Here is a 15,559-nt window from a genome sequence, read left to right as displayed (position 1 = left end):
AACAGCCGTTAGTTTTTTCTGGGATTAAGTCCGAAACTTACTCCTCCGTAGATATCGACACCCTGGGCTTTGAAGCGGCCGTTGCGGGAGAAGAGCCCCAGCAGATTGTCCGACCCAACAACCAGTCCTCCCACCCGCAAGCCGGTACCCACCGCCCATCCGCCGTTTTGCCGGATGATCGGAAAGGAAAGTCCGACCTTCTCGGACTCGTAGCGGGGAACTACGGCCCAAAGGCTGGTCTGGCGAAGCTGCGGGACGCTTGTGCGCTTAATGCTCTGGATGACCGTGGCGTTGATGTAAAAGTGATTGACCACCTGCACATCGGCGCTGAGGTTGAGGGCCGTAGGGGTAGCTAGTGTGAATTCGCCGGTGTTGTCGTCATCCTTGAGGCCAAATTCTTCTTCAAAAAGGCGGCCGAATGCGTTGAGTTGGTTTTCGCCTTCCTGGGGTGAGCTGTATCCCCGCCATTCTTCTTCGGTGATCTGGCGGTCATCGGCCTGAATGTGGTAGTTCTTGACACCTTGTCCCGCGTAGTGAATTTGTCCCGCGTCAGTTAACGAAGCGCTCAGGCGCAAGGTAGGTAGGGTACCCTCTTCGGCCAGGGTTTCGTACGCCAAACCAACGTCCCAGCCCCAGCCCCGCCCACTGGCGTTACGTCCGAACAACCAGCCCGGCGACAAGAAAGAAGCACGGTCAGCATCGGTGTAGCCCATAGTAGCGTCGAAACGATCGATCTGCATATAGGCGGCATTGGTGGTAGTAGAGTCGGGCAGGAGTCGGTAGTTGAGGCTCCGGTTTTGGACATAGCCCCCGGCGTAGCCAAAGTACCTTTTTAGGGTAAAGCCTCCCTTAACACGAAAAGCATCCGTCTCGATCAGTACCTGACCCAGCGAAAAGGCCCATTCCGAATAAGCCTGACTGGTCAGGTTGAAGCGATTTTCAGATTGCGAGGCAAATAAAGCCAGGTACCCCAGATCCTGTAGATTGCTTTGATTGGCCAAACCCAGCCGCGTAATGGCCATGAGCCGTTCGGAAGCATCGGTCACCTGGAACCCACTGCGAACCCGGGTCATGATGCCCAGGTTGGTGCGGTTGCCCAGGCGAAACGAAACAGCCGGGCCCCGTAGTTCTCCGGACAAGGTACCATTTTTGGGTTTTCCGTTGCGGATTTCTTCCAGATCATAAGGATCGAGCGGGCGGCTATTTTTCTGCCGTAATAAATCGAGCATGGAAAAAGGCGCGGCGTAACGCACGTAGTTGTTGTCAAGGTGCAGCCCCCCGTGAGCAGGTGCAACCTAATAGGGTACCGATTGTCGGCCAGGAAAGCCGGATTCTGGTACGCCGAATAGAAGCCCCCGTTGGCCTGAGAGGCGATACCCAGAAAACGTTGAGCATTGGCCGCAATGGAGAAAAACAGGCATACTAGGCCTGTACAAATGAAAGCGGGAAATCGGTTCATGGCTTTATGGATTTGCGTTGCACGGCGAAGCACTAAAAGTATGCCTATTGGCTAAACGCCCCTTTCTGAAAACTATTTCAACCAGGCGGAACAGCTGGGGAGAGTGTCAATTGTCCAAAACCACAAATTCGACCCGACGGTTTAACGATTTGTTTTCCTCGGTGTCGTTGGGAGCCACCGGTTTCGAGGAGCCATAGCCCTGGTGACGCAGGCGGTTAGACGCAATGTCTTTCCGAAGCAGATAGGAGTAAATAACTCTTGCCCGGTTTTCGGACAGGTACTGATTCAGCCGGGCATCGCCTACGTTGTCGGTATGTCCGGCGATTTCTATTTTCAGCTTCGGGTTGTTTCGTAAGGTACGGTAAAGTTTTTCCAACTGATCGCGGGATTCGGGCCGGAGGTCGTATTTGCTCTGATCAAAGTAAATTTTGTCCAACTTGATGACATCGTTGACTTTAAGGTTAGTAAAGACCGAATCGACCTGTTTTTCCATCAGCGCAGTATACTGGTAAAATCCGCAGGTATCGCAAGACACCAGCAGAATCTCCTCAATAGGAAAGTACCCCTCGGCCTCTGTTTCAATGGTCACAGTGTCGGAGCTAAACATTTTTACACTAAAGTTGGCTACTTTCTCGGGGCCATTGGCTCCTTCAAACCTTTTATTAGCCGCATGGAGAAAAATCTTGAATGAAGCTGCAATCTCCTTCGTAGTCTGTTGATCCACAGCTCTCACCGTAAAAAGCGTTACAGGGCGCTGGGCCGCAACCACCTGAGCGGATACGGATTGTAGGAGTAAACCCTGCAGGACAAAGAGCAGTAGGAATACGCGCATAAAGACAGGAATTAAAGCGTGGAGGGTATTACAGTAACGTCCAAGGAGGGGAATAATGGTATGTGGTCGTTCAGTGAATAGAAATATGGGTATAAAGTACCCCATATTTTAGGCCTCCTTATCGTCAGAAGGCCTAAAACGGGTTATGAAGGAAACATAAGCCTTGAATTCGCTATCTGGTACAGGCTTTTTATTTAGCTAGATCAACAAACATTTTTCACTAGACCCCTTTTCAATCATGCTTAAATGGACCATCATATTCCTCGTTGTGGCAATCATTGCCGGTGTCCTTGGCTTCGGAGGCATTGCAGCCGGAGCAGCCGGAATCGCTAAGATTCTGTTTTTTGTATTTATCGTTCTTTTTGTGATCAGCCTCATCTTCGGCAGATCCCGACTTTAACGAAGTAAAGCAGAGCACATAAAAAGGGAAGGGGCGACCATTTGGTCGCCCCTTCCCTTTTTATGTGCCTTTCCTATTCCCACTCAATGGTGGCGGGCGGCTTGGAGGATATATCGTATACGACGCGGTTGACGCCTTTAACCCGATTGATGATATCGTTGGAAACCTCGGCCAGAAACTCATAGGGTAGGTGGGCCCAGTCGGCGGTCATGCCGTCGACGGAGGTAACGGCCCGCAGCGCCACCACGCGTTCATAGGTACGCTCGTCGCCCATCACCCCCACGCTCTGAATGGGTAGGAGCATGGTACCTGCCTGCCACACATCGTGGTATAAGTTGTGCTTTTTAAGGCCATTGATGAAAATGGCATCGACCTCCTGTAAAATAGCCACGCGCTCCGGCGTAATTTCACCCAGAATCCGGATAGCCAGCCCAGGGCCTGGGAAGGGGTGACGGCTGAGAATCTTGTCAGAAATTCCAAGGGTCCGTCCCACGGCCCGTACTTCGTCTTTGAACAGCGTATTCAGTGGTTCCACCACTTTCAGGTTCATCAGATCAGGCAGGCCGCCTACGTTATGGTGCGATTTGATGGTGGCGGAAGGTCCTTTCACCGAAACCGACTCAATGACGTCGGGGTAGATGGTACCCTGCCCCAGCCATTTCACATCCTGGATAAGATGCGCCTCCTGGTCAAATACCTCAATGAAGGTGCGGCCAATGGCTTTACGCTTATCTTCAGGATCTTCGAGTCCTTTCAGCGATTTGTAAAATTGTTGTACAGCATCCACACCCTTGATATTGAGGCCCATATCCAGGTAGGAGTGGAGTACTTCTTCAAATTCGTTTTTGCGCAGCAGGCCATTATCGACAAAAATACAATACAGATTGTCGCCGATGGCGCGGTGCACGAGCGTGGCGGCAACCGTAGAGTCGACCCCACCCGACAGGGCCATGACCACTTTATCATTCCCAATTTTCATCCGCAGGCTATGAATGGTCGATTCAACGAACGATTCGGCGGTCCAATCCTGGTGGCAACCGCAAATGCCCACCACAAAGTTGTGGAGAAGTTGCTTTCCTTCGGTAGTATGGGTCACTTCGGGGTGAAACTGAATGCCGTAGCTCAGTTCGTTCTCAATTTTGAATGCCGCCACTTCCACCGAATCCGTAGAAGCGATAATCCGGAAATTGTCAGGAATACGCACAATGGTGTCGGCGTGCGACATCCATACCTGCGAGGTTTCGGAAAGACCGGCTAGCAGGGACGAGTCGTCATCGATGATTTCCAGTTTGGCGCGGCCGTATTCGCGGTGCTGGGAGGGCAGCACATCACCGCCGAGCATCTGGGCCATCAGCTGTGCGCCGTAGCAAACACCCAATACGGGTACCTTCCCGCGGAATTGGCTCAGATCCACGCGCGGTGAGTCGCTGTCGCGCACTGAGCAGGGGCTACCCGAAAGAATAACCCCCTTGATGTTGGGGGTGAATGCCGGAATGTGGTTGAAGGGATGAATCTCGCAATAGACATCAAGTTCGCGAACCCGCCGGGCGATCAATTGAGTATACTGGGAGCCGAAATCGAGAATAAGGATTTGTTCGGTCATGGTAGCTATCTAAATCGCAAAACTAAATAGAAAGCTTCAAAGTGCGAAAGAGAAACGCAAGTATTAGCCTCGGGCGCGCGTAGTGAAATTTGTTTGGAAAAATGTTTAGAACTACTATTTTTGTGAAAAACAAATACACAAAAGGGAGTTATGAACCAGGGAACAGTAAAATTTTTCAATGATTCGAAAGGGTACGGCTTTATCAAGGATACCCAAACTGGACAGGACTATTTCGTACACATTTCAGGGCTTGTCGACGAAATCCGGGAAAACGACGAAGTTACCTTTGACTTACAGGAAGGTCGTAAGGGCCTTAACGCGGTGAATGTTAAGCTTGCCTAAGCCTTACCATACACATAATGAAGCGAAAGCCCCTCTTCTCAGAGGGGCTTTCGCTGTTTTTAAGGGTACCTTAGCAAGCAACGGTAGATTATTTCTTCTTCAGCTGCTTCATCGCCACGGGATCCCAGTATACGGTTTTCTGATCGAAGTAGCTCTCATTACAGGCCAGCACAGGTGCGGCAGCCCGGAAAGCAAAAACCGGATCTTCGATGGTACCCTGGCTGCCTTTGCGAACATTCTCAAAGAAATTGGCGAAGTGATTGGCGTGCTCGTCTTCTTTGTCGGGAGCACTGAACTTGATTTCCTTCACCGGGTCGGCTTTGCGCGTGTCGGGGGGATATTGAGCGTCGTACTGCTTGACGAATTCCTTTTGCGTGGCTTCGGGAAAGGTGAAGAAACTGTCGTAGTTGCCGTAGCCAGGAGCCACAGGGAGCTTTTTCTTGGTCAGGACAATACCTGAGCCGTCAAACTCGATCTGTCCTTCCGTTCCGATGATCCGGGTGTTGTTTTTGATGGAGCCCGCATTGGCGAAATTCACCCGCAGCACCATCTGGAATTTTTCGTGAATGGAGGTTTTGGGGTATTCCAGGATGGAAACCAGTACGTCGGGTACGTCGCGGCCATCCTTCCAGTAGCTTAGCTCCCCGGACGAAAATATACGTTCCGGCCCCAGCGAACTCGTCACAAAATGTACACCCGTGATCAGGTGGACGAACAGATCGCCGGCTACGCCCGTACCGTAGTCGCGGTAGTTGCGCCAACGGAAAAACCGTTTGGCGTCGAAGGGTACCTTCGGTGCATCGCCTAGGAAGCGTTCCCAATCGCAGGTAGCCGGGGAGGCATCGGGCGGGATGGAGTAATTCCAGGCACCGATGGCTCCGAAGCGGTCGTTGTTGGACTCTATATAATTGATGGCGCCGATATCGCCTGCATCGATCATTCGCTTGGCCTCTCTATGCGCCGCGCCACTGATCCGCTGACTACCTACCTGCATGGTTTTTCCCGATTTTTTCCAGGCATCGATCACCGACAAACCTTCGTCGATGTGGTGTACCATGGGTTTTTCGCAGTAGACGTTTTTCCCGGCTTTCAGAGCCTCCTTAGTGATGTGGTCGTGCCAATGGTCGGGCGTGACGATAAGCACGGCATCAATATCCTTTCGGGCCAGGATTTCGCGGTAGTCGCGGGTGGTGAAAATATCTTTTCCGAAGGTTTCCTTCACCCGTTGCAAGCGCCCGTCGTACAGGTCGGCTACAGCTACCAGTTCAGTGTCGGGCGAACTACGGAGAGCCGCCTGGGTATCGAAATTGCCTTGAATACCCATGCCGATGGTCGCAATGCGAATTTTGTCATTGGGACTGACCTTCTTTAAATCCCGGATGATCGAGAAGGGACGGGCCACGCCTGCCTTGGCTAGCCCAGTACCAGCCACTCCGGCGGTGGCCAGTGCCGCTGAGGCAGCGGAAATGTTTTTCAGGAAAGTTCTGCGCGTTGGTTTCATAAGCGAATAAACAGGTTCGAGTAATTTGAAAAGTAAGGTACCCCAGCAAATATTATAAACCAAAAAAGCGCTATTCTACTCATCTAAGCTACCCCTTTGACGAAGGATTCAGGGGCCGAAAAATTTTAGTAGCTTTGAAACCCGTAGGAAGGGTACCCTACTTCCCTGGAATATACCTCTTGTTATGATTCATACCGAAACCCTACGGGTCCGTAACTTCGAAACCGACAGCCAGGGAAATCTTACCTTGTATTCGCTGGCCAATTACCTGCAGGACGCCGCCGACCGGCACGCGATCCAGTTGGGGGTAGGTATGCCCGCCCTGGCTGAACTGGGGTTGTCATGGGTACTGCACCGCATGAAGATTTCGATTAGCCGTTGGCCAAGGCTCGCCGAAGAAATTACCATTGAAACCCACCCCGCGGGCCTGGAACGCGTGTATGTGTATCGGGATTTCAGGATGTACGACCAAGCCCGTACCCTGCTCATTTCGGCCTCGTCAACCTGGCTGGTTTTCGATACCACCAAAAGAGGCCTGACTACCCCGGCGGCACATTTTCAAGCTATTTTTGAGCCCTACAGACATCTGCCTTTTCTATCCCGGCCTACCCGAAAATTTCTCTCACCCCAGTTGAGAGATTTGCCCAGGGCGGAACTCCGCGCCCGGCACAATGAGATCGACTCGAATGCGCATGTGAACAATAGCGTTTATTTTCAATGGATGTTGGAGCCGCTTCCTCCTGAATTTTTGGCCAGCCATTTCTGTACTGAAATCGAGATTCAATTCAAGAAAGAATGCACCCGGCAGGATTTGATCACCAGTGTTTCCAGCCATCCGGGAAGGGGTGAACTGATGCACTGGCTGCTTGATCAGGAGGGGAAAGAAATGGCCGTCGGCGTATCGAACTGGTAGGCTGGTTCGATCGACCATATGCATATGTTGTTAACCAAAAGCGCCGCCTTCCCGATTCGGGAAGGCGGCGCTTTTGGTTAATCAAGCAATCTGATTAGTTGTAGCCAGGGTTCTGCGGCTTCAGATTCGGATTATTGAGCATCTCCTGAATGCCCAGCGGGAACAACAGGTGTTTCTCGGCCAGGGGTACATTCGTGTTCAGGTTTACGTGACCCACAAAATCGTCAAACTTTTTGGTTTTTTCATTGAATACCTTGCGCAGGCGCACCATGTCGAACCAGGTTTTGCCTTCGTAGGCCAGTTCGTACCAGCGCTCGCGCCAAACCGCTTCCCGGAAAGATGCCTTGTCGAAGGTACCCAGAGCGGGAGTGGTCAGAGTAGCGCGGTCGCGAATACGCTTGTAGGCATCATAAGCTTCCTGGGTGGGGCCCGTCACCTCGTTTTGGGCTTCGGCAAAAATCAATAGCACCTCGGCGTAACGGATAAGGGGTACATTGAGATTGTTATTCCGGGTACCAGCCAGGCCTTCGGTGCCATTGGCAATGAAGTTGAAGTGCTTGAAGACATAGGGAGCACCCAGGTCGAAGCGCGCGCCGTTGCCATTGGTGAAGTAGGTGGTATAAAACCATCCCTCCTGATCCTTGGTGCGGCGGTCGCCCGTTTCATACGAATCATAGAACGACCGTGTAGGTACCGAACTACCCGTACCTCCCGGGCCCGAATAGGTGACGGGCTTAAAGTTAGGGTAGAAGTTGTCCATCGGATTACCCGCAACCGTGGAGTTGTACTGAATCATGAAAATATGCTCCAGCCGGTTTTTGAGGGTTTCGTTGTGTACATCCTTATAATTCGGGAACAGGTTGATCGTGGTCGGGTTGGCATTGGCGTAGTCGATCACTTCCTTGGCCTTATCGGCAGCTAACTTGTAATGGGTAGCCCCCTTGCTCAATGGGAATCCGGCCATCGTCAGGTACACCTTAGCGAGTAGCGATTTGGCCGCGGCCAGGTTGGCCCGACCCGTTACGTCCATCCAGGGTAAGCCAGCTGCCTCGGCTACTTTCAAGTCGTCTACGATAAGCTGATACACCTCTTCCTGGGGCGCACGGGCAGGATAGAAGTTCTCGGAAGAAGCCGTTTGTGGCATGGTGATGATGGGTACATCACCCCACAACCGTACCAGGTAGAAATACGACCAGGCGCGGAGGAAGCGGGCTTCCCCCAGAATTTTGGTTTTCTGTGCTTCGGGCATGGGGGTGATAGGGGGTACCTTTTCCAGCACCAGGTTGGCGTTGGCGATCACCCGGTACAGGCCATTCCAGAAATTGATCGGGTGCTGCGTGTTACCGTCGTACGAGAGCGAATACAGGTTGTTCAAGTCCGAATTCTGGGCGGTTTCGGTCGTGGAAGTACCCGTTACAGCTTCTAGCATCTGCCAGTTGGACGAGAAAATCCCGGAGCCATCGCCGTAGAAACGCATTTCGGCGTAGGCGGCTGCGATGGCGGCTTCGGCGTGGTCAGGAATGGTATAGAAACTCTCGGGAGTCAGGTTAGCCGGATCTTGCTCTTCCAGAAAGTCCTTGCAGGCTGTCGGCCCCAGCAGCACAAATCCGCACAGGAGTATTTTCGCTGTTTTCTTAAAATTATATCGTTTCATATTTGTCTATAACTTATTGGATCAATTACTAAACTTTAACACTTAAAACGCCACCTGGATACCGCCCATGTAAATGGTAGGTTTGGGATAGCCGTGCCAGATAATACCCTGTGAGAACACATTGCTTGCTGCATCGCCGTTTGTAGGCGTCACTTCGGGATCGCCGTGGGGGTACTTGGTCAGCAGGAAGAAGTTCTGCGCCGAAACATACAGGCGGATTTTGCTCATCTTCAGTTTGCTGGTCAGGTCAGCGGGTACGTTGTAGCCCAGCAGCAGGTTACGTCCCCGCAGGAATGAGCCATCGAATACCCAGTGTGAATCCACATTGGTCACGTAGCCCGCGCGCGTTTCCCGGATTTCAGCAACGGGCGTATCCTGGTTGGTGGGCGTCCAGGCATCCAGCACAGTCTTGTAGCTGTTGGCAATGGCCTGACGGTCTTCGCTGGGGTGCAACGTAAGGTCCAATACGTCGTTGCCGTAGGTGAATTGCAGATCGAGCATCAGGTCGAAGTTGCCAAAGCGAACCGTGTTCATGAACGAACCCCAGCCCTTGGGGCTACCATTACCAATGATGGTACGGTCGGCATCGGTGATAGCCTTGTCGCCGTTCAGGTCTTTGTATTTGATATCACCGGGCAGCATGGTCAGGTTATTCCGGTAGCTGCGGAACTGGGCGGCCTCATCGCGCTCAGCCTCGCTCCAGGTACCTTCCCGGATCAAGCCCCAAAACGAACCGACTGGTTCGCCAATGCGGATGATGCTGGTCTGGTTGGTGAAGTTGGGACCACCTACACCAAAGATGTCCGAAGGCGTAGCCAGCGAAAGTACCTTGTTGCGGTTCAGTGAAATATTGAAGTTGGAGGTCCAGGTGAAGCTTCCGCTCTCGACATTGACCGTGTTGAGCGCAAACTCGAAGCCCTGGTTCTGCATAGACCCGATGTTTTTGCGAATTACAGAATAACCACTCGTACGGGGTACCGGGGCATCCAGCAGCATATCGGTGGTTTTGCGGTAATAGTAGTCGGCTTCAAATGAAATGCGGCCTTTCAGGAAACTGATTTCGGCACCCACGTCGGTCTGGGCGGTTTTCTCCCAGCGCAAATCGGGGTTGGCCAGGCGGTTGCGACCCGTACCGCCCACGCGGGTGTCGCCATACACGGCAGCGTAGTTGGAGCTAAGCAGCGAAAGTGACGAGTAGGGAGGAATCTCGGAGTTACCCGTTACGCCGTAGCTGGTCCGTAGTTTCAAGTTGGAAATCACCGGATTGCCTTTCAGGAAATCTTCTTCTGACACTTTCCAGGCTAAAGCTCCGGAGGGGAAGAAGGCAAACTTGTGGTTCTCTCCGAACTTGGAAGAGCCATCGGCCCGGCCCGTCACGGTCACCAGGTACTTGTCTTTCAGGCTATAATTGATCCGGCCAAAGTACGAGTTGAACGCAAAGCGCGACGCACCCGAACCTACCTGCGGGTTAGTAGCTCCCGCACCCAGGTTGTCATAGCCGAAGTAGTCGGTGGCAAAGTTCTGGATGTAGGCACGTAAGCCGGTATTGTTCGTTTCCTGCCACGATATACCCGCTAAGCCGGTAAAGGCATGGATGCCGTTAAACGTCTTGTTGTAGGTCAGGTAGTTTTCCCACGACCAGAACACCGATTTGTTGTTGACTTTCTCGGCCGTACCAAACTGTGAGATGGATAGGGTACGGGTACTGGACTGGTTAATCTCTTGCGTGATGACATTCGCACCCAGTACCGACCGTAATTCCAGGCCGGGGGCCAGGGTCAGATTGGCGTACAAGCTACCGAGTGTGTTCTGCGTAGCAATGATGTACTTGCGATCCATAAGGCGGTGTACCGAGCTCATACTGCCTTCAGCTTGCGGATAGTCGCGGTTGTTGGCATAGGAGCCATCGGCGTATTTTACGGGCAGGAAGGGGAAGTCTTCCACGATCTGGCGCGAAACGGCGTCGTTGATGTCCGAGAGGTTTTCGTTCTGATTGTTGTAGCTCAGCGTAGCGCCAATCCGCATCCACTTTTTCACCTGATCATCGATACTGAACCGGGCGGCATAGCGCTTCTGGTAGGTGGTTTTGATCAGACCTTCCTCATCGCGGTAGTTGAGCGAAAGGGCATAGGTAGTGCGCTGGTTACCGCCACTGAAGCCCAGTTGGTGGTTTTGAGAAACCCGGTTCTGGGTGGCTTCCTTAAACCAATTGGTATCGTAATTTGGGAGAAATACGCCGTTTTCTTCCCGGAACACGCCGGGGAATTTGGCATTGTAGTCCCGGCGCCGAGTGATAGGGTTGAGGTTGGCGTATTTGCCCGAAGCCCAGCCCGCGGGATCATACTTGGCGATGTTGGTATAGGCCAGATCTTCCGTATCGAGGTACTCCTGAGCATTCAACACCTGCGGACGCTTGGGACCGATGGTAGGTACGCTCAAATCTACGCTATACGTTACCGAACTTTCGCCCGCCTTTCCTTTTTTGGTCGTTACCAGAATTACGCCGTTGGCGCCCCGTGCTCCGTAGATGGCCGTAGAAGAAGCGTCTTTCAAAACTTCTACCGACACGATGTCATTGGGGTTGAGGTAGTCAATGGCGGAGCTGTACTGCGAAAGGTTACCCTGGGGCAGCATCACACCGTCTACTACGTATAGCGGGTTGTTGGAGGAGTTGATCGAGCTAAAACCCCGGATCCGCACGTTAGTACGACCACCCGGACGGCCCGAGTTTGTGTTGACCTGTACGCCCGGCAACCGACCAGCCAATTGCTGGTTCAGTGAAGGGGCCGGACGCTCGCGCAATTCCGATTCTTTCACCGAGCCCACCGCTCCGGTCAAGTCGGACTTCTTGGCAGTTCCGTAGCCGATCACAACCACTTCACTCAGCACCTTGGTATCGGAGGCCAGAGCCAGGTCGATGGTCGTACGATTACCAACGGGAACTTCTTGGCTAAGGTACCCAACGAAACTAAATACCAAAACCGACGAATTTTCGGGTACGCTGATTGAATAGTCACCCCGCTCATCCGTGGTAGTACCCACACTGGTACCTTTCACGACCACATTGACACCGGGAAGTCCCTGTCCATTGGCCACATCGGTTACTCTACCTTTTACGGTTTTATCTGCAAATGGTGCTGTCGTTGCGCCAAAGTCGGGTGTGCTCACCGTGTGAGCCTGGACGGTGAAGCAGGAAATAATCACTGCCATCAGAATCAGCAGCCTGACTCGGAGCAAGGGATTTCTGCGCGATTGGCAGATTCCGGTTTTTAGTGAGGAATTGTGTTTCATACAATACAAGGTTAAAAGTGAGAATGTAAGGTAAACGATTGACTGTAAAAACTTTAAAACAACTATACGGCAGTTTGGCTACTCGACATGGATGTTCTTTTTTTCAACAAAGAACCGAAATTTGTTTAATTTATACTCGATATTTAATTAAAAATTTTATTAAATAAATTCTACTATTTTGATTATAAAAGGATAAGGTAGTTTATCCTCTTTGTAAAGTATCTGTTAGCCGCTGATCTCACAGTAAGTCTGTATTCATGTTTTTTTGTCGGGTACCAGAGGCATTGGGAAGGTATACAATCATTAAAATAGTAAACCAGCGGGGGGACGAAGGGTACAAAAATACTCAGTGTTATTTTCTGGGATATTTTTTCACCGCTTTACAACCATTCTTTCCGGTAAAAACTCTTGAAATAAAAGGCTCGAACCAATGAAGAAAAACTACTTTCTACTATTTGGAATACTGGCCGTTATGGCTGGCTGTGAGCCTGTCCGTGATGAGGTTCCCAATGGACCTGTATTTGACAACACCGCTTACCGACCCGTCTATGCTACCCAGGCGGAACTGACCAAAATAGAGACCCAGGAACCCCGCCCTCTGCGGAAGCCGGGTAAAATCTACGTCAAGGGCGACTATTTGTTTGTAAATGAACTGGGCGAAGGGATTCATGTGATCGACAATAGTGATCCTGCTAAGCCAGAGAAGATAGCTTTTCTCAGTATCCTAGCCAACTATGATATGGCCGTGAAAGGCAACTACCTCTATGCCGACAATGGTCGCGACCTGGTGGTATTTGATATTAGTAATCCTACGGCGATCAAGACGGTAAAAAGAATCGGGCAGGCGATACCACAGTACGATTTTCCTCCATTCCAGAATATCTACTTTGAGTGTGTGGATAGCAAAAAAGGATTTGTAGTAAGCTGGGAGAAAGTGTCGGTTTCGGCGCCGCCAGCCTGTTTCCGTTAATGATTCAAATTTTTCAGGGGTAACCCAAACCAATAGTACCTATGAAAAACAGTACCCTGCGAATTGTAATGTACCTAATGGTCATCGGGAGTGCGACTTTTGCGATCTCGGGTTGCGATTCTGTCTCGCGCTCTGCCGATATCTCACCAGGTTCTCAGACGGGCACAGGCGGTTCCATGGCGCGCTTTGCCATTACGGGTAATACTCTTTATATCGTGACTCGGCAAAGCCTCGATGTCTATGATATTACCCAGCCCGATCAACCCGTAAAAGCGACCAAAACGGATTTGGGCGTGGGAATAGAAACCATTTTTCCCTACAAAAACAACCTGTTTGTTGGGGCCAACGACGGGATGTACATTTTTGAAAATGCGCAGCCCCAATCGCCCCGCCTGCTTACCAAATATACCCACGTAATGAGCTGCGATCCGGTGGTAGTGCAGGGTATCTATGCCTACGTAACGTTGCGCAACGCGACGGTCTGTCGGCAGTTCGTTTCCCGCTCGACGCTTGATGTGGTGGATATCTCCAACCTTTCCAGTCCACAGCTGAAAACCAGCTTGCCGATGGAATCGCCCTACGGCCTGGGGGCAGATGGAAACCGGCTTTTTGTGGGTGAAGGTACCCGGGGGCTGAAACTCTTCGATATTTCCAACCCCGAGCAGCCTGTTTTGAAAGAATTCCGGGAAGACATACCTACCTATGATGTGATTCCGTACCGCTCCACGCTGATCATCACGGGCGAGCAGGGGATTTATCAGTACCGTTATGACGACAAGGACCAGTTCGATTTCCTCAGTAAAATTCCGGTGGAATGAGAAAATGTCTGTTAGGGGTACTTTTTGTGTGCAGCCTGGCTTCGGCATACGCCCAGGTACCTAGCCCCGACACGCTGGGTTCGGTGATTATCCTGAAAGTCACGCCGCTGGCGCTGTTCGATCTGGACAATACGGTGCAGGCAGGCATCGAGGTACCTTTGTGGAACCCCGCCTGGACGGTACAGCAGGAGGTAGGTTATGGGCACTCGGCCTTCAATCTTTGGCATGTAGAAAGAGACGAGCATCCCCACCGCGAAACCTGGCGCTCCCGCTCCCAGATCCGCTACTACTTCCACAAGCGCAACCAGCAAAGTGCCTACATAGCCGGAGAGTACCTTTTCAAAAAAAATAGCGAAGAACAATTTGAAAGTGTAGGGTACGACTGCACCGGTGGCCGGTTCAATCAGCAGTGTGCCTATTTCAAGAACCAGGATACGCATCTGGGACGTTTTGTGAATGCTTTCCATATCAAATGGGGCGGTCAGATCGTCATGGGCGAGCGTTGGCTGATGGATATATATCTGGGCCTGGGCATCCGGGCGCTGAATGTGAGGTACCTGGGCTTGCCCCGGAACACCAGAAGCGATGACCAGGTCGATTTTTTCAGTATCCGCACCGACATCCCCGGCCGCTACCGTCCTACGGGCAGTTTGTCGATGGGTTTCCATTTCGGATATCGACTTTAAAAATAATATTTAGGGCTCGTCGATTGACCTTGGGTAAGGTTTGCGAAACTCAGCGGATGTGCGTCGAAGTTCAAACGGCACTTTTTTCTATCTTTGCCAAACTTTCCCGTACACTCGCAATGGCACAACTTTCGGTTCGGCATTTACTAGGCGTCAAGAATCTCACAGAAAACGACATTCATACGATATTAGATACCGCGACCCAGTTCAAAGAAGTGATCAATCGCCCGATCAAGAAGGTGCCCTCCCTACGCGACATTACCATTGCCAACGTTTTTTTCGAAAATTCCACCCGTACCCGTCTGTCGTTCGAGCTGGCCGAGAAGCGGCTTTCGGCGGATGTGGTCAATTTTTCGGCCTCCGGCAGCTCGGTCAAAAAAGGAGAAACCTTGCTCGATACGGTCAATAATATTTTGGCCATGAAGGTAGACATGATCGTGATGCGGCACAGTAGCCCGGGTGCTCCGCATTATTTGTCTACCCGGATTTCGGCCAATGTGGTTAATGCGGGTGATGGTACCCATGAACATCCCACCCAGGCTTTGCTCGACGCCTTCTCGATGCGCGAAAAACTGGGTGATCTGAAAGGCCGTAAAATTGCCATCATCGGGGATATCCTGCATTCCAGGGTAGCGCTTTCGAATATTTTCTGTTTACAGAAGCTAGGTGCCGAGGTGATGGTATGTGGTCCCGCGACGCTCATTCCCAAGTACCTGCCCGAACTGGGCGTGAAGGTAGGCCATGATGTACGCACCGCCCTCCGCTGGTGCGATGTCGCCAATGTGCTGCGTATTCAACTGGAACGGCAGCAGATCAAGTATTTCCCTTCGCTGCGTGAGTACTCACTGTACTTTGGCATCAACAAAGCCATGCTCGATGAACTCGACCGCGAGATCGTGCTGATGCATCCCGGCCCCATCAATCGTGGCGTGGAACTCTCCTCGGATGCCGCCGATTCGTCCCATTCCATTATCCTGAATCAGGTAGAGAATGGCGTGGCCGTGCGCATGGCCGTGCTGTATTTGCTGGCGCAGCAGTAGCAGGGTAAGGTACCCTACTTGCGAAGATTACCCTATCGGTGAGTAAACCT

The 15,559-nt window shown here is 51.8% G+C and carries 13 protein-coding genes; 7 read left to right on the top strand and 6 right to left on the bottom strand.

The window, feature by feature from the left end:
- Positions 1 to 8 precede the first annotated feature (8 nt).
- Positions 9 to 1,274, bottom strand: a complete 1,266-nt coding sequence (locus GBK04_RS02460) for a DUF5723 family protein (RefSeq protein WP_373331434.1) — start codon at positions 1,272 to 1,274, stop codon at positions 9 to 11.
- 291 nt (positions 1,275 to 1,565) lie between these two features.
- Positions 1,566 to 2,291, bottom strand: a complete 726-nt coding sequence (locus GBK04_RS02455) for an OmpA family protein (RefSeq protein WP_152756542.1) — start codon at positions 2,289 to 2,291, stop codon at positions 1,566 to 1,568.
- Positions 2,292 to 2,529: 238 nt separating this feature from the next.
- On the opposite strand from GBK04_RS02455, the gene GBK04_RS02450 reads away from it, so the two are divergent.
- The gene (locus GBK04_RS02450) at positions 2,530 to 2,691 is read left to right on the top strand and encodes a DUF1328 domain-containing protein (RefSeq protein WP_152756540.1); all 162 of its coding nucleotides are present in this window, start codon (positions 2,530 to 2,532) and stop codon (positions 2,689 to 2,691) included.
- A gap of 73 nt (positions 2,692 to 2,764) precedes the next feature.
- Here the strand turns inward: GBK04_RS02450 and guaA are convergent, their stop codons facing one another.
- Positions 2,765 to 4,294, bottom strand: a complete 1,530-nt coding sequence (guaA, locus tag GBK04_RS02445; protein ID WP_152756538.1) for a glutamine-hydrolyzing GMP synthase — start codon at positions 4,292 to 4,294, stop codon at positions 2,765 to 2,767.
- A gap of 150 nt (positions 4,295 to 4,444) precedes the next feature.
- Between guaA and GBK04_RS02440 the strand changes: the two genes are divergently transcribed.
- A complete protein-coding gene (locus GBK04_RS02440; protein ID WP_152756536.1) occupies positions 4,445 to 4,636 on the top strand; it encodes a cold-shock protein in 192 nt (63 codons plus the stop codon).
- Positions 4,637 to 4,724: 88 nt separating this feature from the next.
- On the opposite strand, the gene GBK04_RS02435 is transcribed toward GBK04_RS02440, so the two are convergent.
- The gene (locus GBK04_RS02435; RefSeq protein WP_152756534.1) at positions 4,725 to 6,137 is read right to left on the bottom strand and encodes a Gfo/Idh/MocA family protein; all 1,413 of its coding nucleotides are present in this window, start codon (positions 6,135 to 6,137) and stop codon (positions 4,725 to 4,727) included.
- A gap of 184 nt (positions 6,138 to 6,321) precedes the next feature.
- Here GBK04_RS02435 and GBK04_RS02430 point away from each other — a divergent pair, with 184 nt between their 5' ends.
- Positions 6,322 to 7,050: an acyl-[acyl-carrier-protein] thioesterase gene (locus tag GBK04_RS02430; protein WP_152756532.1), complete on the top strand. Its 729-nt coding sequence runs from the start codon at positions 6,322 to 6,324 to the stop codon at positions 7,048 to 7,050.
- A 94-nt stretch (positions 7,051 to 7,144) separates the two neighbouring features.
- Here GBK04_RS02430 and GBK04_RS02425 read toward each other — a convergent pair whose 3' ends face one another.
- Positions 7,145 to 8,704 (bottom strand): RagB/SusD family nutrient uptake outer membrane protein, encoded by a 1,560-nt coding sequence (locus tag GBK04_RS02425; protein ID WP_152756530.1) that lies wholly within the window; start codon positions 8,702 to 8,704, stop codon positions 7,145 to 7,147.
- Positions 8,705 to 8,746: 42 nt separating this feature from the next.
- A complete protein-coding gene (locus GBK04_RS02420; RefSeq protein WP_373330661.1) occupies positions 8,747 to 11,995 on the bottom strand; it encodes a SusC/RagA family TonB-linked outer membrane protein in 3,249 nt (1,082 codons plus the stop codon).
- A 430-nt stretch (positions 11,996 to 12,425) separates the two neighbouring features.
- Here GBK04_RS02420 and GBK04_RS02415 point away from each other — a divergent pair, with 430 nt between their 5' ends.
- The 4 genes from GBK04_RS02415 (at position 12,426) to GBK04_RS02400 (ending at position 15,509) form a co-directional block, all read left to right on the top strand.
- Positions 12,426 to 12,965: an LVIVD repeat-containing protein gene (locus GBK04_RS02415; RefSeq protein WP_152756528.1), complete on the top strand. Its 540-nt coding sequence runs from the start codon at positions 12,426 to 12,428 to the stop codon at positions 12,963 to 12,965.
- Between the two features lie 41 nt (positions 12,966 to 13,006).
- Positions 13,007 to 13,783 carry an LVIVD repeat-containing protein gene (locus GBK04_RS02410; protein ID WP_373330660.1) on the top strand — a complete coding sequence of 259 codons (777 nt, stop codon included), beginning with the start codon at positions 13,007 to 13,009 and terminating at the stop codon, positions 13,781 to 13,783.
- Entirely contained in the window at positions 13,780 to 14,469 is a 690-nt protein-coding gene (locus tag GBK04_RS02405; protein WP_152756526.1) for a DUF3575 domain-containing protein, read from the top strand. Before GBK04_RS02410 ends, GBK04_RS02405 begins: the two co-directional genes overlap by 4 nt.
- A gap of 119 nt (positions 14,470 to 14,588) precedes the next feature.
- A complete protein-coding gene (locus GBK04_RS02400) occupies positions 14,589 to 15,509 on the top strand; it encodes an aspartate carbamoyltransferase catalytic subunit (RefSeq protein ID WP_152756524.1) in 921 nt (306 codons plus the stop codon).
- The last annotated feature ends 50 nt before the right edge of the window (positions 15,510 to 15,559 follow it).

Source organism: Salmonirosea aquatica, assembly GCF_009296315.1.
Lineage (GTDB): Bacteria > Bacteroidota > Bacteroidia > Cytophagales > Spirosomataceae > Salmonirosea > Salmonirosea aquatica.
This window is presented reverse-complemented; position numbering and strand designations above follow the sequence as displayed.